The sequence below is a fragment of the Ralstonia sp. VS2407 genome (genome assembly GCF_052950655.1).
The window spans coordinates 100,110-119,099 of sequence record NZ_JBRFVG010000001.1 but is presented as its reverse complement, the minus strand read 5'-3'; the positions used below and the strand labels follow the sequence as shown (position 1 = coordinate 119,099).

Sequence of the window (18,990 nt, the reverse complement as noted above, 5' to 3'; positions counted from 1 at the left end):
TGTTCAACTCTCACAACGGGCATGCGAACGTATCGGGTTTTGACCGATCAAACACTTCATTGGCCCAAAGCATGACAACCATTTCATCACTGCCGATATTCGTGATGTCATGCGTCCAACCCGGAACGGTCTCGACGATCTCCGCTTTTTCGCCATCGGTCACAAGTTCATACGTTTCGTTCGTATGCATTTGACGAAACTTGAAGCGCGCCTGCCCTTTGATGACCAGAAATTTCTCCGTTTTACTGTGGTGATAATGCCCGCCCCGTGTAACACCAGGGTGTGCAGTAAAATAAGAAAACTGTCCGCAGTCCGGAGTTTTAAGCATTTCCACAAAAACGCCGCGCTGGTCCGCATGCTGAGGCACCTGGTAAGCGAACGTCTCCGTAGGCAAATAGCTCACGTAGGTCGAATACAGCGCCCTAGTCAGGCCAACACCCACGCGTTCAGTCAGTAACGTATCTCGACTGTTCTTGAAGGCTTCGATCTGGTCAGCGAGCGCTCCTACCGTAGTTGTATATTGAGGGGTTATCGTCTCAAACCCTTCCGCATCCAAGCTAGGTTCCGCCTCATCCATCAATTGGATGAACCGCTCGACAACATCATCCACGTAAACCAAAGTAACAGAAGCTGCTCGATCGTCGACCTGAATCGGTAATCCCCGTGATATATTATGACAAAAGGTAGCTACAGCGGAGTTGTAGTTCGGTTTGCACCATTTGCCAAAGACATTCGGCAAACGAAATACGTGGACACGCACACCTTGCGCACGTTGCAGATTAAAAAGTGCCTTCTCTGCAGCGCGCTTACTCGAACCGTAAGGATTGTCTCGATTTACCTGAGTAGAGGACGTGTAGATGACAGGAATCTTTCGCCCCGTCCGAGCGATGGCGTTGCAAAGGCTTTCTGTCAACTCCTTATTTCCGGAAGTAAACTCTTGCGGGTCCTGCGGCCGATTAACACCTGCCAAATGGAAAACAAAGTCAACATCTGCCAGCAAATCAATCAGATGGGGCTCGTCTTTTCCCCGCTCAAAGCAGAGAACCTCAACATCCTTACGCTCCGCCAGATGGAGCCGTAAGTTTTTGCCGACAAAGCCGTTTCCACCGGTAACCAAGACCTTCATGGTTTATTCCTCGGGTTCAACATGCTCACCGCGCAGAATCGCTTGCATGAAACGTAATTTCATCAGCAATTCCCGCATGCCATTCACATCCAAACGGATGGTGTTATGCGAACTATATTCCACAGCCTTTGAAATCTCAATTTCGCCTTGTTCGACGAACTTGCCATAGTTGAGATCGCGCAGATCAGGAGGGACACAGTAATAACCGCCGAGGTCTCGTGCAGCTACCATCTCCTCCCGACTCAACAACACTTCAAATAGCTTTTCACCGTGACGGGTGCCAATAATATTGATGGGGTGCTCAGGCACGCCCAACAAATCGGTCAACGCTTTGGCCAGGGTCTCAATAGTGGCTGCCGGCGCCTTCTGCACAAAGATTTCACCCGGATTGCCACGCTCGAAAGCGTACAGCACCAAGTCCACCGCGTCGTCCAAGGTCATCATGAAACGGGTCATGGACGGATCAGTGATTGTGATGGACTGCCCTGCACGAATCTGATTGGTGAACAACGGAATCACTGAACCACGTGAAGCCATCACGTTGCCATATCTCGTCGCGCAGATGATGGTCTGCGACGAAGTGCGGGACTTGGCAACAATGACCTTCTCCATCATTGCCTTGCTGATGCCCATGGCGTTGATCGGATAGACCGCCTTATCCGTGCTCAGGCACACTACACGCTTCACCCCGCAAGTGATCGCCGCCTCGAGCACGTTCTCGGTACCCAGTACGTTGGTTTTCACTGCCTCCATGGGGTGAAATTCGCAAGAGGGTACTTGCTTCAAGGCCGCCGCATGGTAGATAAAATCGACACCACGCACCGCACTCATCACCGACTGGTAATCACGTACATCCCCAATGTAGAACTTCAGCTTGGGGTTGTTGTACTTTTTCCGCATGTCGTCCTGTTTCTTCTCATCCCGACTCAGGATGCGAATTTCCCGCAGGTCGGAGTCGATAAACCGGCGCAAAACAGCGTTCCCGAAAGATCCGGTCCCACCGGTTATCAAAAGTACTTTATCGGTAAACATAAGATATCTAGATCCTTAAATCTTCAAGGCGTCTCTGCAGAGTTCTATTTTTTGAGTAGGCGTTGGGTAATTAATTAGTACAGCGCGGTATTTTCCTTTGAAGACAAACAAGCTGCCCGCAGCTGCACCAACCACCCCCAGCCGGCCGATTAGCTCACCCAAGTGCTCGAGTGACCCAGCGCCTCCCAGAAACGTCACTGGCACGTTGAGCGCTTGCTTGACTTGCGCAGCGAGGTCAAGGTCATAGCCCTGCATCAGGCCATCCCTGTCCACCGAATTGATGACGATCTCACCAGCGCCCGCTTCCTGCAGCTGCTTCGCCAGATTCACCGGATCCAATTTATGGGCAATCTTTGCGTTGTGCGTACAGATTTCGTAACCCTTGCCAAAAAGGCCAGTACGCTTTCGTACGTCCAGAACAGCAACAACGGATTGCTGACCAACTGCCGTGGCCATTTCGGTCAGGAGCGCCGGGCTCGCAATTGCGGCTGCACTCACGGCGACTTTTTCCACACCCATGTCGATAATGCGCGCTGCCTGCTCGGCTGTGGTCACCCCGCCACCGTAACAAAGCGGCATCCGGCATTCGGCCGCCAGTTTCGCAATAAGACCAAAGTCGGGCTCCACTTTTTTGACAGTGGCGTCAATGTCCAGCACCATCAACTCATCGGCCTCTTTCTCGTTGAAGATCCTGACCGCGTTGATGGGGTCCCCCACGTATTTCGCATCCTTGAAAGCCTGGGTCTTGACCAACCCTCCCCGATGCACCAACAGGCAAGGAATGATTCTGGGTCGCAACATTCGTCAAAGCTCCACAAAATTTTTTAGAAGTTGTTCGCCCCAATGATGACTCTTCTCGGGGTGGCACTGAACCCCATGAATGTGTCCTCTGGAGACCACGGCATCAAAGTCCATTCCGTAGTGCGCAGTGGCAGCGACATCGCTCTTGTCCTGAGCGTCAAAGTAGTACGAGTGCAGGAAGTAAAACTGTGGGGTGCCGTCAAACCCTTTAGAAAACAGCTCGGCGCCAGCTTTGGGCTGAAGTTCATTCCATCCCATATGCGGCATAGGCAGGGTCGCGCTCTTCGCGCTGTCGGCAAACGCGCGCACCCGCCCGGGTACCCAGTTCAGGCCGGGCAACATCCCTTCGTCCGACCGACCCGCCAGCATCTGCATACCCACACATACGCCCACGACTGGCACCTTCGAGCCCAACACCAACTCCTCAAGCCTAGGACGCAAACCAGAATCATTGAGTCGTTGCATGGCGTGATCGAAATGCCCCACACCCGGCAGCACTAAGCGGGTAGCGCCTGTCAACGCCTCAGGCGTTTCAGCGCGCTGCGCCTCCACCCCCAAGCGCTTGAAGAGATTCAGGAAGGCTTGAATATTACCCACCCCGTAGTCGACGATGCGGATCATCTGAAATACCTCTTTTCCAGTCCCAGCCAGCGCATAGCATTCGCGCCAACGCCAATAAGCCAACGCTTGTTCTTGTAATCGCGGTAAGTCTTCTTGGGCAGTTCAAAGAGCTTTTCCAGCTCAGCCACAGTCAATCCAAGCTTGTGCGCGACGTACTCAAATTCTTGCTTCAAGAAATGCGCATCCATCTCCGGTCGAGAAATACGGTCCAACGCCTCATCGCGCTTCATCTGACCTGTCATAATCAAGCTGGAGAAATGGGCGCGACGCTTCTCGTAGCCGAAACGCTTTGGCAGCCAATAGTCTTCATAGAAACGGGTAAAGCGCGACTCATGGTGCTTGTGCTGGAAGCGCTGCCATCCAAATCGACGCTCCAACTCGTCCTCTGCCTCTTTCTTGACGTATGGAACCAGATTGAGTGGGTGATGCACTTTCATACCCAGAATCTTCTGGTACCACAGCTTGTACACCAGAATGTCTACCAGAGGAAACCCGTCAATGGACCGACCATCTCCGCATTTTTTCCAAATGTCAGAGAACAGTGTTTTGTCGATGCCAAGGTAGCCACCCCACTCCTCCGGCTCACGGCAACACTCGGTCGAAAAATTGGAGCCCGTGACGATGTGCTTGATCTTGTAGCGCCGCGCAAACTTATACAGCCCGGAGAAAAAGGCGGCGTCCTGAACCAAATCCTGATCAGGTATGCCTGCCTTCAAAAATGCCACCTGCATCCGCTTGACATCCTCCCAGTTCACCACTTCGGTGTAGAGGTCAAGCCCAAGCCCGTCGACAAGTTTTTCAATATTGCCCACCGCTTGGTCGGTGTTCCATCCTGCGTCGACGTGAAAGAGCAGCGGGCGCAAGCCCATCTTCTCTTTCGCGACATACGCGGCATATGAACTATCAAGCCCCCCACTCAGGCCGATGATGCAGTCGAAATCCCTGTCTTTCCCGTCTGCGCGGATGATATCGGCCATCTGCTGGAGATGTTTCGCTCCTCGATCATCCGTCAACCAATTCGGCTCGATATTCGATTCGAAGTTATTGCAGTAGTCACACCACCCTCTGGAATCGAACGTGATGTTAGGGTCCGACGTGTCCATGATGCATCGCGAACACATTTTATTAGAATCTTTGGAATCCATACTTTTCAAGCCGAAAATATAAATATTAAGTCCCCAACACCATTCGTCTAGGTCGACGCGTCTTTAGCCGCTCTCGCCATCCCCAAGATCTGGGCGCACGCCGACCCGATACCTGAGCGAGATATGGAGACAGTCTGAACGCCGGCCTGCCTATAATCAAATTCCATAAATGAATTATAACTGACGAATATATTACATGCCGGATTACCATTTCCATCAAAAACCATATCCGCCAATGCCGCCAGAATAGCCCTACGCCCATCGTAAGCATGCGCCGGGTGAAACTTTACGATTACCGGAACACGGCATTTCTGCTTAATAGCCCTCAGCAACTCTATCTCGGAATCAATTGCAGGAAACGATGATGCTAGAAAAAGTCCGCCCTGAGACAGCGCCGTTTTCACAAATGTCGTTTTCGGCGAAAAAACCTGACTGGACTCCACTCGATAATATCGCTCGAATTGTTCTAGAAACAGCGAATCCCGAAGATAGAGTTTACTAATCGTTCCGTAGGAATTAGGAAAGCGGATATTCGCATCAAGAAACCCATGTTGCACAACGCGAAAATCCTTTATCAAATGGGAAAGTATGTAACTCCAACGTTGATAGTGATCGTCCGTCACAACCACACTCGCCCCCCTCGACACATCGAATGCCATCATGATTAGCGCGAATGAGTCCCGGGCATGCAAAATCATATCGCGACGTTCACCTACCGGAAATCCGAGCAAGAGGCAGATTAATCGTACCTGAGCAAAAATACTGCGCACCACCAGGGCGAAGCCAATTTCGCGCCCTAATTCGTAACAGGATAGAGATTGCTTTTGCTGTTTCAGTTCAGACGTGCTGCCATCAACATCGAGTGCGGATTTAATCAAATCAACGTTCTGCTGTGTAGTCGCCAGAATACGGCAATCACAAGGAGCCCCCCCCCCCTTCCGGCGACCAACACTTCCCGATATCGCTAAAATCCAATGATAAGGAAACAGTGCAACAGAAATCCATGGAGAAAGAAAAATCAACAAAGGATAAAACGGCCCGAACCGTCTTCGGAGCGCCAATTGCTTCATCACCTTGTAATTTGGCACTCCATCAAAATCCTGCTGCGAGGCGATTTCCCGATATCGAACATCAATAGCCCTCTCATTGCTCAGCGCCCCCATAATCAAGCTGACTACGGCGCCGCATTTCAACCGATTCTTAGAATAAGGAAAGGGTTTCATGAATGACTAAGCTTCATATTTCCGGATGAATTCATCGATTGCGGCGAAATAGTTGTCCTCCGCACTGCATATCTACAGAGGAAATAGATTACGAGATATTGCACGATGTAAATTGGTGTTTCCCACGGGATCAGCGTTCCGCGCAAGGTGCTGAAAATTCTTTGAAACTCCATAACATAAATAAGGAGTAACCAATAATTTCGCCCAACAACAGCCACTAGGTACAACCTGCCCAAAACTGCCGCATACAACGCCAAGGGAATCCAGGAAAAATAGATTCCGTAGTAATTCAAGTACAACTCTGTTTCAAGCGGCCATTGTTGGGTGGCGCGTTCGTTGTCCCATTGTTCGGGGAAGAATTCCCTGGTTAGCATTACGCTAATATCAAAATTTGCGTCCTCCGGCATCAGCCCCAATATCTGCAAAGGCTTCACACCTACTTGCCAAACAGTCTGAAACAGATCGGGGCTGCGGCTAACCACAATCAAATCATGCAGCTGATATGCATTAAAATAGCCGATCAGCATTTCGAGAAAATAAGGTCCAGATGCGTAGAAAAATTCGGTTCGCAACAGTGTTCCAAAATACAGAAGCACAAAAAAAGCAACAGCAAGCAAAAATACGATCCGCAACCTAAACTTCAATCCCAAAAAATACGGCGATAGATAGACGATCAAAAGAAATATGAATCTACTTTTTATGCCACCAATAAAAGAAAGAAAAGCACAAAGAATAAGGGTCTTCAGTACCAGCGGTAGTTTTTTTTGAGCACCCATTGTTTGCAGCCCGAGAAGAAAGACTGCAATATTTCCAAGCACAATAATGATCACATTCAACAAGCCATGCCCCTCCCGCTTGGTCAGATAGGTATAGCTATAATTATTGATCCACTCGCCGATACCTGCAGTAGACTGCATAAACAGAAGAACCAGCCCAATGCAAACAACATAAAGGATATTCGCAAATTCCTTTCGAACAGAAATATCGGCCGCTCGCGGGAACGCCAGCGGAGACTTGGGCCCACAAAAATATCGAAAAGCAAAAAATAGGACGAGGAAGGTAAATTCGACCTGAAAGAGCAAGTACAACGACATCTTGTTCCAGAAAACGGTCTGCCCCCACGGCAGGACATATTCCCAGTTGATCAGGTCCAATATCAAATTCAACGTACTAGAAAGAACCACATACAACCCATATGATGCAAACACCATATTATTCGGGTGAAATATATGATCTGGCCTGAATATCAGGTAAGTTATGACGATAATCAAAGAGAGATACGCGCTACCCCATGGCAGCGTCAGCATCATTATATTGAGCAGCAGAAGCGTTGCCGCATACAAAACTGCCCAGAGCGCCCGATTAACGATCACATCGCCCCCCGGAACACGAATGCTCGAACAGTTTCCCTAAATGACCAGATACAGCCTAGCAGCAGCAGCAACTTAAGCAATGCCAGCGGAAGACTGGGGTGAAAGTGTGACATAGGAAGCAGCACCCCGATCAAGGCGATCCATTTCATTTCACGCCAGAGTGAGATAGAGACGGAACTGACCCAGTTAACCGCAACCACACACATAAGGCTCATTGACAGACTAGTCATCAAGGCGGTGTACGCAGCAGTCTGATAGCCAGTTCTGGGTAACAACCATAAGTTGAGCCCAATGCTCAAAGTCGCGCCTAGTACAGCAATTCCCGAGATTAAAAAAGTGCGGTGTTCAAAGGCAAGAACGCGAATCCAACTCTGGAAAATTACGGAACATAGCCCCCCAAGCGCAACGATCGGGATCAGTCTGAACCCCTCTTGATATCTCGGCGGAAGGATCAATGAGGCAACATCCGGACCAAACAACACGATTGCCGCGGTAGCGATCACCGCGAAATTGAAAATTGCATCGCTATCGTGCTTTAAGCGCGTCGAATTCCCTTTATTTAGTGCATCAAAGAATGCAGGGGTGAGTGCATTAAGTGCAGCACTTACCGCCATCATCAACAATGCACCGATGTTGTATCCAAGGCTGTAATAACCCGTGACTTCGTTTCCGTAGTACTTATTCAGTAAGACGCGATCAAACTGAGATTGCAGCGTCAGGGACAACATGTACGGAATCAAAGGAAGCGCGTATTTTGCCATATATAGCATGTCAGCCTTACGAGGCCTCCAGACGATTCGTTTCCGCAGCAGGTATGCCACAAAAAAACAAAGGGCGACGCTTGCGAATGATTCAGCAAGAAGAATGGCCATATATTTTTTTTCGGTCAGAACGTGTAGCAGAATTACGCAGCCCAAGAAACTAAGTAACGCTTTCGAAGCAAGAGAGATAAATAATAATCCGCCTCGATGATCATGAATTGCTAACTGCGTAAGCAACGACTCCGCCAGCGCGCCAAGTACGATAGCGAGCATTAACATGATGGCTGAAAAAGGCAGATTGAGCCAACTGACTAGCCGATCCGAGGCGAAATATATCCCCATCGATCCAATCAAAAATAGCACGCCCACCGCTATCACGGTGCTTGCCAGAAAAGGCCCCTCTTCCGCATTGGGCTCGTAGATATAGCGCCCAACAGACACATGTAAGTTTAGAGACAGAACCAGTACAAAGATCCACAAGTAAGATTGGCTTAAATTAAGTACGCCATAATCCGCCACGCTCATGTAACGGCTGTAAACAAAAATGGATGCAAGAGGAATCAGCTTACTGACAACGGAAACGCCAAGCTGATTCAGGAGTTGCCTGCCTACACGACCAGAGCTGACGACCTGCTTCTGAGGCGCCTGTGTACTTTTTGAATCGCCGCTCAATTAGGCCTCGGTGTTGTGGGTGACTTGAGCTTCTTTGGCGCGTAACAATGAACTCTCCTCAGAGCAGACGTGATTGCCCGCTTGCTGTGCACGCACTAGATCAGCCAGTTTCTTAAACATTTTCCGATGACCAGACCGGTTGAGGTGATGGAAATCAGTCATGATGTCATCGACCACAAATTCATCGGTGCTGATGAATTGATATTGCCGAAGCGCGTCGTTGTATTGGTTAATTTTCTTAGCAATACCGTTGATGTGAGCTTCATATTCCGGTACTGCCGGGAGGATCCCTATCCAGTAAACGTCGTTGTATAGCGATTCGAAGCGCTTGATATACTCAATAAACGTCGACAACGGCGTATAGGTGATCCCGCGCCACCGACGAAGGTGTTTGGCATACCGTTTTACCATTGCTCCGATGAAGGTCCCCAGAATTGGCAATCGCGTGATGATTTGTTGCTCAACGACTGTGAGGGTTCGGGGAGCACAATCCACAATACCGCATTGCATCAGCACAAGAGCCGGCTCGACGGTGGCATGAAAATAACTTGTGTGTTTATAGAGATCTACAATCGTGCCCCCGCCTCGCCCGACATGAATGAAGTCATAGTCGGGAAACTCCGCTTTGAGCAACGAAATATACGTCTCCTCATAGCGAACAACCTCGGGCTCCCGGCGCGGAAACGCCAAAGAGTCAGTAATCAACAGGATGTAAGGACGAATCGTTCTCATAGAACAATGAGTTAGGCAACGATGCCATCCGTGCAGTTATAGCCTGCGATCTTTTCGTAGATAGGCCACTTACCTAGCTGCTCTTCAAGCGAACAAAGCCCGATATCGGCATCCTTTGCCAGGAATTTCTCCACCTGTCTGTATAGGCCGGGCTTGAAGGCTTTTTCCTCGACGTCGTCAATGGCAACTGTCTCGATTGCGACTGAACCTCGCTTCATGATCTGCAGCGCTTCCATTGGACGGAAGATAAATCGCCGATGACGCGTCAGAACCTCGACACCCCAACGACCAGGTGCATCCCAGTTGGCTTGATATGAGAACAATACGCCACGGTCAGTGCGCCCCGACCCCGCAAACACAGCTGAAGTTGGATGCCAAGATAGGCTACCGCTGTTCAAAGCATGCAACTCAACCGGATTTCCGCCGAGATAAAATGCTAAATCAATCACATGAGTGGAATTACCCAGCAGCCACGCTTCCTTAACGCCAGGAGCTTTTGATAGCCCCTCAATGACATGTCCCCATTCGGTAAATTCAAAATGCATCGATTGAACGCCACCGTCTTCCTCGATCATTTTCTGGGCAGCCAATACCGCAGCGTACATTCTGCGGTTGTATCCAATAACGACTTCTGCCTTTGAAGATTGCGCCTGTTCATGTAAAGCCAGAAGCTCCGAGTAATGCAGCGCTCCGGGCTTTTCCAACAGCACCCGCCTCACCCCTGCACCCAGCAATCGCTTCGCAACCGATGCCAGACCTTCGACTCCTACGGCAACAATGGCCGCGTCCGGCATGGCCGGATTCGTTGCCAAGAAAGAATCCAGCCCGCCAGTGAACACCGGTAGGCCACATTTCCCCTGCATGCGAAGCGCCGATTCTTCCCGGCGGCCGATGATGGTAACGGTCGCGTCCATCGCTGTGAGAACCTTGACATAGTCAACGGCCATTGCACCCGCGCCGATCAGCCAAATATTTGAAGATTTCATGAGTCGGTGTGAATTTCAGGTAATCGGGCAGAAGTCGATGGGGGTACCGAGAACGTCAGCAGCGTGGGTGCCAAGCGCCTGGATTAGCGGCAGGTGATACGCAGTAGAGTCAGCGAAGGTCGTCAGCACTGACCGGCCATTGGCCAAGACATCATATGCAATTGCAGTGCTCTGCTCGCTCACGAACGGATTCCTGAAGCGCTGCTGGGACCACGGCTCTGGCAAAGCCCCATCATGGAAGAAAGCCTGGCCGCCAGCCTCGTCGATAAAGCAGGTGCGGCCTTCGGAGCGAATCGTCACCATCAACCGCATACTGGATTCGGGCACTGACGTGATGTTGAAAGCCGCAGCGCCGCACTGGCCCCGCAAGCTTCCCGTAAACTCATAGAAGTTTGCCCTTTTGCTGGCGGTGAGCGTCCGGTCTAGGCCTGAAGTCGACAGATTTCGCGGAACCTCGCCCGTGAGGAAGCCCAGTAGATCCAAGAAATGAATGCTATTGCAGCCCAGCCCCCAGTTTCCACCGTGCACCTGGAAATGGCGCAATACCTGCCCTTCAAAGAACTGCCGGACTGTGTGATAAATGGGGAAAGCACGCCGCGGGCAATTGACCCATGCTTTCGTTCCCGTGCATTGGAGCAAATCCGAAGCGATCTGATAATCGCCAATACGCTGGAAAAGCACCTTCTCAAGCAGCAAATTCCGCACTGAGCGACCGCGTACCAAGTTCTGCAGTACGCTGAGACGCACGTCTGCGGCTGTAGCGATCACACCATAGTCAATAAGGTCCGGCAGTTCGCTGAGCGAAGTGTGATACGTAACCCGCTCAGCGGCGCCTGGGGCGCCCATCTCCGTCACTCTGCTCTGTGCGATCCTCAGGGAATCAGACGAAGGGTCGACAACAAAGATCTTGCTATCCAGATCCAGACGAATCAGTCCCTGAAGATGTCGGCTGCCCAACTGGCCCGCGCCAATTACTGCAATAGAATACATGCTGCCTTCTTAAATCAATTTATAGGGAAAATCCGTCGTCCACGACGATATTTTGACCCGTCAAATAGCGCGAAGAGTCCGACAACAAGAAAAGCAATGTCCCGACCACATCGTCGTTATCGATCATCCCCTTACTACCACAATATTCTCGGTATTTATCAAGGAATGCCGTCGGCTGGCGATCCAGAATTCCCCCGGGGCTAATCGCATTCACTCTGATATTTTGCCTCTTTAGATACTGAGCAAAGTACTTTGTGAGATGAACCACGCCAGCCTTGATAGCCGCATACTCAACGGGCATCGTCATCGACGTATCTTGATATACATCAAAGCGAGGCGCTATCACGCCGTAAATGGACGACATATTGATAATATTGCCTCCACCGTTCTCCCGAAAATAAGCGGAGAACTGCTGCATTGCCAGAAAATACCCTCCAGCGTGCATGCCGACGTTTTGGCAAAAATCATCGTAAGTCACTTCTTCAACGCGGCGGCCGTAATTGGCGTTACGGGGATACGCATTGTTCACAATGGCGGCAATGATTCCGCACTTCTGATGAATGATCTCGATTGCTTGGTGTATCGACTCTTTGCTGGTGATGTCCATTTCTACAGCAAGGGCACCACCAGAATACGTTGCACAAATGTCATCCGCAACTCTTTGCGAGTTTGCAAGCGCAACGTCCGCAATGACAGCGACACCTCCAGCGGCGGCTATAGCGCGGCAGAAAGTGCGGCCTAACAAGCCTGCACCACCAGTGACCACAACTACTTTCCCATTGAGTTGTGGCCTTTCCTGAATCTGGGTCATTCCTCGTCCCCTTTGGGGCGCGCAATCGCGCGCTGCATGAGCACTTCGACGAACGCGAAGTCGTTCTCAGAGTCGATGTCGATCGACCGCTCTTCAGGCATCACATACAGCCTCGTGTCCGGATTGAACAGCCCGCGTTCGGAAAACAAGGCGGCACGCGTCCATACATAAATGGACGCATTCATGTCAAAACAAGCGGGAGCATCTTGCCGCCTTACAACGGGTCGCTCCAACACCTTACTCAATCGGGGGATCCCCTCTTCGGATAGCTCGACCAGATTGAAATAGGGCGATCGCCGCGCTGGCATTGCCGTAATGACGTTGCCCGCGCTCGTGGATTCCAGAAGCGCAACAGCCTGCCTGATATCGTCGACGGAGCGGAGCGGCGACGTGGCATCGAGGTCGACACAGACATCAAACGCATACCCCGAAATGCGTTCCGACTCTGCCACACAATGCCTGATCACAGGCAGCTTTGCAGCCGTATCTGTGGCTAGCTCATCGGGGCGCTGCACGAGGATGTCGGCACCATACTGTCGTGCGGTTTCCAGTATGTGTTCCGAATCGCTGCTCACCGCGATTGCATCGAACAATCGCGACTGCCGAGCCTGCTCAATGCTGTATGCGAGCAGCGGCTTGCCGAGCAACGGCCGGATATTCTTGCCCTTTACGCCCTTGGAACCACCACGGGCACAGATAGAACCGATTCGCTTCATTGCGTTATCCATTCGCGCTTTTGATTTGACCGGCGAGATGCGTCAATGAGACGCATGGTCGACAACGCCTGGTCGATAGAACAAGAAGCGTCGGTCGTTTCCTTCAGCATCGCCATATGCATTGAGCGGTAAGTGTCATCGCGTTCCACCGTAAACACCTCCTCCGTCCGATCGATCAGGAGCCTGTTCTGTATCAGGTCAGCCTCATAGGTATGGTTGGCGGTGTTGACAACCAGCCGGCGCCTCCCCCGGCGATCAAGATAATTAAGCTGAATCGCAGCGATTGGGCAGCGAGATAGGCTCATTAACAAAGTAAAACTATCGTCGCTGGTTATTTCCAAGGGACTCAGATGCCCGCCGAGGGCGGTGACCTGCAACCAATCCCCGAACATCCACACCAGATAATCCAGATCGTGGCTCAAATCGAGCAAGACGCCACCCCCCATATCCGCCTTGGCCGAATAGGAGTTTTTATAATCGGTCCCCGGTCGCCAGTCTGGCAAATACTGACCGACATAGCCATGTACTGAGAGAATCTGCTGATCCGCCAATAAAGCCTTCAAACGCGCGATGACAGGATGGAACCGCAAGTTGTAAGCAACGCTCAGGCAGCGAAACCGATGCACTGGCATAGCGTATGTGGATTCAAACAGTGGCTTTTCCACCAAAACCGCACCTTGGTACCCCTCGGCAGCGAGTTGGCACAGCGCATCATGATGCAGCGCTGTTTCATTGGCGATCACGACATATTCAGGCTTGTGATGTTGCACTGCCTCGGCCAGGCTGGAGTAGACAACAAACCCTTCGAGCGCTCGCCGGCTGACCACGGCAACGTTGCAGCCCAGCTCCTGAAGGATACGGGTGTGGCGAGATCCAATTGAGCCATAGCCAACGACCACACATCGTGGTTCAGTAACGATGTTCAAGGAAACTCCTTGTGGAAGTCGGAATTTGCTTTCTCGTAGTCGTGCAAACGTCCGATATCCAGCCAATAGCCGTCCACCTTGTGTACTCGGACATGCATACCCTGACACAGCATGGATTCGAATAGCGACGGCATATCGAAAAACTGTTCTCTCGGAACCAGGTCGAGGGCACTGGGAGACAGGATATTGATCCCGGCACTAACGTTAAAACTATGAATAGGCTTCTCTTGAATACCTTGCATGCGTCCGTCCGACTCAGAAATCACGCCGAACGGGACTTGCATTTCGTAGTCTCGAACACCAACCGTCGCATCAGCCCCGGACTCGATATGTAGATCCATCATCCGGCCAAAATCTTGTTTGGTCAGCAAATCGGCGTTGGTGACAATCACAGGGTGATCGGGCCTCTCGGGTAGAAGAGAAAGAGCTCCAGCAGTTCCCATGCGCTTGGTTTCTTTGACATATCGAATTTCCAAACCCAGAGCGGCTCCATCGCCAAAGTAATTTTCGATCTGCTCAGCCTTGTAGTTCACGGCGAAGTAGAACTTCCGAAAACCTTGATCCGCATAATTAAGAACAATAGTCTCAAGTAAGGGGCGCGATCCGACCTTAAGCATCGGCTTGGGCGTGTCTCGGGTCAGGTCCTTTAGACGTGTTCCCAGGCCACCGGCCATCACAATCACCCACTCTTCTCGGGGGCGCGGCAGCAGGAAATCTTCGACCATTTCAAGGCCGACAAGAACGCCGTTGCGGTCGAGCACCGGGATATGATGAACGCCCAGTTTGCGCATCATGCTGAGGATCGTGGCGCGATCATCGTCATCACGGGCACAGTTCGGGTTAGGCCTCATGGCACCGAATACAGCGTCCTCAAGTGACATGCCCTTCAAAAGCCCTCGACGAACGTCGCCGTCGGTCAGGATGCCTAACAGTTTCCGATCGCTATCTACGACTAGCGCCATTTGACAACCGCAGCGGTCGATACACTCCAGCGCTTCCCGCAGCGTCTTTTCCGGGCCAATCAGTGTCTGTTCCCATTGCCTCATTCAGATCTCCAACTTGCGTGCCGGCACGCCCACCAACGTTCCAGACCCTTCAAAATCTCTTACCACGGCGGCACCTGCGCCCACAATGGTCCGTGGTCCCAGTTGAATTCCTTGCATCACCACCGCCCCGGCTCCTACATGGCAGCTCTCGCCCACTTGCACACCACCGCAGATCGTCGATCCCGGCGCAGCGTGGGACCAAGCCCCCAGCAAGGCATCGTGTTCAACGATGGCTCCCGTATTTACGATGCAGCCCTCCTCTATCGACGCATTGGGCTGAACCACCGCTCGTGCCAGTAACTGCGTGTCTGCTGCCATGGCTGCAAATGGCGACACGATTGCCGAAGGATGTATCACACCGACAAATCGCCACCCTAAATCCACCAGCCGCTGCTGCACGCGCCTCCGCACCGACGAATCTCCGACTCCCCCGATTCCATTCGCCAGCACCACCTCCGAACGATTGTGCTGAGTCAGAATTTCATCGCCCCCCAGCACGGGTAGCCCGCACATCGAACGCCCTTGCATACCGGGGGCAGGATCGACAAACCCCACAACCGACCGGCCGCTCGCGAGCAATGCGTCAGCTACGACCACAGCATGTCCGCCGGCCCCGACCACGATGACGGCTGCAACGCTCATCTTTCGATGATCTCCCCTAGTTCATACGCGCGCTGACAGGGCTTGCCAACGAGCTCCCAAAGGACGTTTGGTCCCAGACCACGGCCACAACGGGATGTGGTCAGATCGGCCCGATCGAACGTGGTACCGGCGGCAATGGGGCGGGCAGCCACCACTTGCTGGCGAGCCGCTTGACGCGTGTCCCACTCACTGGGTTGCGGCGCCTTGCTGCCATCGCCCAGCGCGACCTCCAGAAGGCGGATATCGCGCACCATCTGGGTCAGCTCCGCTGGCTCCAGAGATGCCTTGTGGTCCGGTCCTGGAAGGGTGCGGTCCAGGGTGAAGTGCTTTTCGATCAGCCGAGCCCCGCGGGCCACCGCAGCAACCGGAATCAAGGTGCCTTCCGTATGATCGGAATAGCCCACCTCCAACCCGAAAGACGCTGCCAATGTATCCATTGCGCGAAGGTTGACCTCGTTGAAAGGCGTGGGGTACTGCGACGTGCAATGCAAAATTGTGACATGCCCCTGCAGCCGCGTACGCCAATTGGCATTGGCCCAGCCTTTCCAAACGTCTTCGATGCAAGCAGGTTCAGTTTCGGCCTGAAGGGCGTGAGCAATAATGGCGAGCCCCTGCTCAACTTCAGAAAGCGTCGCCATACCCGTTGACAAAACGATCGGCTTGCCCGTGCGCGCAAAATGCCAAAGCAATGGACCATTGGTCAGTTCGCCGGATGGAACCTTGAATAGAGGCATCCCGAGCTCGACCAGAAAAGCGAGGCTATCCAGATCGAACGCGGTGGACAGAAAATCAATCCCTTTGCTGTGAGCGTGCTCCTGTAGCTCAACATGCCAGTCACGCTGTAGCTCAAGCTTCTTCAGCATGGCGAGCTGGCTTTCAGCGGCGTCAGTGGTTTGCTTCTGATACGCAGCCTTCGGGGCGCTTCTGGATGCGAGCTTCTCCGCATCGAATGTCTGGAATTTGACGGCGTCAGCACCGGCTTCGGCGGCAGCATCTACAAGAGCAAACGCCAAGTCACGCTGACCGTTATGGTTGACGCCGGCTTCGGCAATGACATAAACGCTGTTTGCCCTCATGGCCGAAACTCCACGTCATGGAAATGCTTATGGAAAGGACCGTGTGTCTCCTCTAGGAGACGCACGACTTGCTGCGCAGCATTGCCCCCACCATAGGGATTGGCGACGCCATGGCAACTTGCCTTAAAGTCAACTGACAACGCTCTGGAGATCGCTTGGCATATCGACTGAACGTCAGGAGAACAATTCAGCACCGACTCTGCTGCCAAGCGCCCAGTCTGACGGGCGCCGATATTCACCGTTGGCACACCAAACGCCGGCGCTTCAATGATTCCACTGGATGAATTGCCGATTACGGCCGCGGCTCGACTGAGCGCGGATTGATAGCGACGAAAACCCAGTGAAGGGATTGCCAAGACCCGGTCAGGGTGGCGAAGGGCATAATCCTCCAAAATCGGGATCAGGGCGCGGCCACCGTTATCCGCGTTCGGATAGGTAAGGATGACGTGATGATCGGGGAAATGATCAATCGCCGCCAACAGGGCCTTGAAGCTCACCACGGGGTCTTCTTCGGCAAGGGTGACCGGGTGGTACGTGACCAGGAAATAGGGCTGATGCAACGGAAAACCCAAGCTCGCAACCAGTTCGTCGCAACTCATCGGCTGAGTACGAACCAGATGATCAAGTCCTAGCGCACCAACATTGAAAACGGTACTGGGAAGCTCCCCCATCTGAATCACGCGCCGCCGATATGCTTCTGCAGCGGTGAAGTGCAGACTGGCCATCTTGGTGATGGCATGCCTGATGGCGTCATCATAGGCACCTTCGGTGATTTCCCCGCCGTGCAAGTGAGCGACCGGCACACGCATGATGAGCGCAGCCTGGACTACAGCCAAGGCCTCGAAACGGTCACCAAGAACGACCAGCATATCGGGCTTGAGGCGATCGAGCGCATCGGCAAAGCCGATCGTGCCAAGACCCATTGATTTGACCACGCCGACCGAGGTATCCGAAGACAGAAGCATCTCCACCTTCGCATCTACCGGGAAACCGTCCGCCTCTACAAGCTTCCAGGTCTCGCCGAATTCAGGCGAAAGATGCATGCCGCTGACAATGACCTGCAAATCGAGCAACGGGCTGGCCTGAATATCCTTCATCAGCCAGTACAGCAAGCCATATTCAGCTCGTGTCCCAGTGAAAACGGCAATCCGGCGCGTCACGGCTTGCTCTCCGACAAGACGCTGCTCGGCAAATTCACCACCCGTGCTTCAAGCCATTCCGCATTGGTCAGATCGCCCTTGCAACAGTGCGCGTAGGCCGGTAGCCGACTCATCAACGCCCAAATCGGTCGTGTCATCACACCCTGCTCGTTGGTCGTCTTGAGAAGGGTATCGCGCTGCGCGCGATCATCACAGATAACGGCGTTAAGCCAATAATTGGAACGGCATCCCTCCGGTTCAGTGACAAACCGCAGACCACTGTCCTTCAATAACTCTTGATAGCGCGCTGCCAACTGCCGCTTCAGTGCAACGAACCCGTCTAGCTGTTCGAGCTGGGCGCAACCAAGAGCTGCATTGATGTTTGGCAATCGATAGTTGTACCCCACCTCGTCGTGGACATACTCGTAAGGGTGCGGTCGTTTGGCGGTGGTCGTGAGGTGTTTGGCGCGAACACCAAGCTCGTCATCCGCCAAGATCATGCCGCCACCACCGGTGGTGATGATCTTGTTGCCATTAAAGCTGAGGGTGCCAAGACGACCAAAAGTGCCGGTATGGCGACCTTTGTAGAAGCTGCCCAGGGATTCCGCCGCATCCTCGACGAGAACCAGATTCCAGCGGGAACAGACGGCCATCAGGCCGTCGAGATCCACGGGGTGACCAAAGGTATGCATGGGCACGCAGGCTCTGATCGCCTTCCCAGAACTCTTTGCTCGGCAAACTCCAATATCATCACGAGAAGCATGTTCCTCGAGCCAACCCTCCAGAGCCGACGGCGACAAGCCAAGCGTATGGCGATCAACATCGACAAAGAGAGGTTCTGCATTGCAATACGCTATCGCATTGCACGTGGCCACAAACGTCAGTGGTTGAGTAACAACCAAGTCACCAGGCTGCACACCAGCCAACAATAGGGAGACATGTAGAGCTGCAGTACCGTTGACGGTTGCAACGGCCCGCTGGCTTCCCGTATAGCTCGCCATGTCCGACTCGAAACGGTCCACAAACGCCCCGACACTCGAAACGAATGTCGAGTCGATTGTCTCCGTAACATACTCTCGCTCACGGCCAGTAAACACCGGAGCGTGTAACGGAATAAAGTCGTTGCTGTGGTAATGCTCACGGATGAAGTGAATGAGAGCGTCAAACATGGT

General features: G+C 52.6%; 19 protein-coding genes. All 19 read right to left on the bottom strand.

All coding sequences use genetic code 11. The features are described 5' to 3' along the window. Positions 1-10 precede the first annotated feature (10 nt). Positions 11-1,126: a UDP-2-acetamido-2,6-beta-L-arabino-hexul-4-ose reductase gene (gene wbjC / locus ACU8YE_RS00555; RefSeq protein WP_446927895.1), complete on the bottom strand. Its 1,116-nt coding sequence runs from the start codon at positions 1,124-1,126 to the stop codon at positions 11-13. A gap of 3 nt (positions 1,127-1,129) precedes the next feature. Beyond that, the gene (locus tag ACU8YE_RS00550) at positions 1,130-2,158 is read right to left on the bottom strand and encodes a polysaccharide biosynthesis protein (RefSeq protein WP_446927894.1); all 1,029 of its coding nucleotides are present in this window, start codon (positions 2,156-2,158) and stop codon (positions 1,130-1,132) included. A 15-nt stretch (positions 2,159-2,173) separates the two neighbouring features. Continuing rightward, positions 2,174-2,959 carry an AglZ/HisF2 family acetamidino modification protein gene (locus ACU8YE_RS00545; protein ID WP_446927893.1) on the bottom strand — a complete coding sequence of 262 codons (786 nt, stop codon included), beginning with the start codon at positions 2,957-2,959 and terminating at the stop codon, positions 2,174-2,176. A gap of 3 nt (positions 2,960-2,962) precedes the next feature. Next, positions 2,963-3,580, bottom strand: coding sequence for an imidazole glycerol phosphate synthase subunit HisH (gene hisH, locus ACU8YE_RS00540; RefSeq protein WP_316878178.1), 618 nt, complete (start codon positions 3,578-3,580; stop codon positions 2,963-2,965). After that, the gene (locus tag ACU8YE_RS00535; protein WP_446928070.1) at positions 3,577-4,701 is read right to left on the bottom strand and encodes an N-acetyl sugar amidotransferase; all 1,125 of its coding nucleotides are present in this window, start codon (positions 4,699-4,701) and stop codon (positions 3,577-3,579) included. The genes hisH and ACU8YE_RS00535 overlap by 4 nt, the downstream gene beginning before the upstream one ends. A 71-nt stretch (positions 4,702-4,772) precedes the next feature. Further along, positions 4,773-5,948, bottom strand: coding sequence for a hypothetical protein (locus ACU8YE_RS00530; protein WP_446927892.1), 1,176 nt, complete (start codon positions 5,946-5,948; stop codon positions 4,773-4,775). Next, positions 5,945-7,102, bottom strand: a complete 1,158-nt coding sequence (locus tag ACU8YE_RS00525) for a hypothetical protein (protein ID WP_446927891.1) — start codon at positions 7,100-7,102, stop codon at positions 5,945-5,947. The genes ACU8YE_RS00530 and ACU8YE_RS00525 overlap by 4 nt, the downstream gene beginning before the upstream one ends. A gap of 215 nt (positions 7,103-7,317) precedes the next feature. Then, on the bottom strand, positions 7,318-8,754 hold the full coding sequence (locus tag ACU8YE_RS00520) for a lipopolysaccharide biosynthesis protein (protein WP_446927890.1): 1,437 nt from the start codon (positions 8,752-8,754) through the stop codon (positions 7,318-7,320). After that, positions 8,755-9,486 (bottom strand): SGNH/GDSL hydrolase family protein, encoded by a 732-nt coding sequence (locus tag ACU8YE_RS00515; RefSeq protein ID WP_446927889.1) that lies wholly within the window; start codon positions 9,484-9,486, stop codon positions 8,755-8,757. It lies immediately after the preceding gene. An 11-nt stretch (positions 9,487-9,497) separates the two neighbouring features. Continuing rightward, positions 9,498-10,472, bottom strand: a complete 975-nt coding sequence (locus ACU8YE_RS00510) for a Gfo/Idh/MocA family protein (RefSeq protein ID WP_446927888.1) — start codon at positions 10,470-10,472, stop codon at positions 9,498-9,500. Between the two features lie 15 nt (positions 10,473-10,487). After that, on the bottom strand, positions 10,488-11,462 hold the full coding sequence (locus ACU8YE_RS00505) for a hypothetical protein (protein WP_446927887.1): 975 nt from the start codon (positions 11,460-11,462) through the stop codon (positions 10,488-10,490). A gap of 19 nt (positions 11,463-11,481) precedes the next feature. Continuing rightward, on the bottom strand, positions 11,482-12,273 hold the full coding sequence (locus tag ACU8YE_RS00500; protein WP_446927886.1) for an oxidoreductase: 792 nt from the start codon (positions 12,271-12,273) through the stop codon (positions 11,482-11,484). Next, positions 12,270-12,989 (bottom strand): acylneuraminate cytidylyltransferase family protein, encoded by a 720-nt coding sequence (locus ACU8YE_RS00495; RefSeq protein ID WP_316878191.1) that lies wholly within the window; start codon positions 12,987-12,989, stop codon positions 12,270-12,272. The genes ACU8YE_RS00500 and ACU8YE_RS00495 overlap by 4 nt, the downstream gene beginning before the upstream one ends. Next, entirely contained in the window at positions 12,986-13,915 is a 930-nt protein-coding gene (locus ACU8YE_RS00490; protein ID WP_446927885.1) for a Gfo/Idh/MocA family protein, read from the bottom strand. The genes ACU8YE_RS00495 and ACU8YE_RS00490 overlap by 4 nt, the downstream gene beginning before the upstream one ends. Then, positions 13,912-14,961 (bottom strand): nucleotidyltransferase family protein, encoded by a 1,050-nt coding sequence (locus tag ACU8YE_RS00485; protein WP_446927884.1) that lies wholly within the window; start codon positions 14,959-14,961, stop codon positions 13,912-13,914. Before ACU8YE_RS00485 ends, ACU8YE_RS00490 begins: the two co-directional genes overlap by 4 nt. Continuing rightward, positions 14,962-15,603 carry an acetyltransferase gene (locus ACU8YE_RS00480; RefSeq protein WP_446927883.1) on the bottom strand — a complete coding sequence of 214 codons (642 nt, stop codon included), beginning with the start codon at positions 15,601-15,603 and terminating at the stop codon, positions 14,962-14,964. Then, positions 15,600-16,679, bottom strand: coding sequence for an N-acetylneuraminate synthase (gene neuB, locus ACU8YE_RS00475; protein ID WP_446927882.1), 1,080 nt, complete (start codon positions 16,677-16,679; stop codon positions 15,600-15,602). Before neuB ends, ACU8YE_RS00480 begins: the two co-directional genes overlap by 4 nt. Beyond that, positions 16,676-17,839: a UDP-N-acetylglucosamine 2-epimerase gene (gene neuC / locus ACU8YE_RS00470; RefSeq protein ID WP_446927881.1), complete on the bottom strand. Its 1,164-nt coding sequence runs from the start codon at positions 17,837-17,839 to the stop codon at positions 16,676-16,678. Before neuC ends, neuB begins: the two co-directional genes overlap by 4 nt. Then, complete coding sequence (locus ACU8YE_RS00465; protein WP_446927880.1) at positions 17,836-18,987, bottom strand: LegC family aminotransferase; 1,152 nt, start codon at positions 18,985-18,987, stop codon at positions 17,836-17,838. The genes neuC and ACU8YE_RS00465 overlap by 4 nt, the downstream gene beginning before the upstream one ends. Positions 18,988-18,990 lie beyond the last annotated feature (3 nt).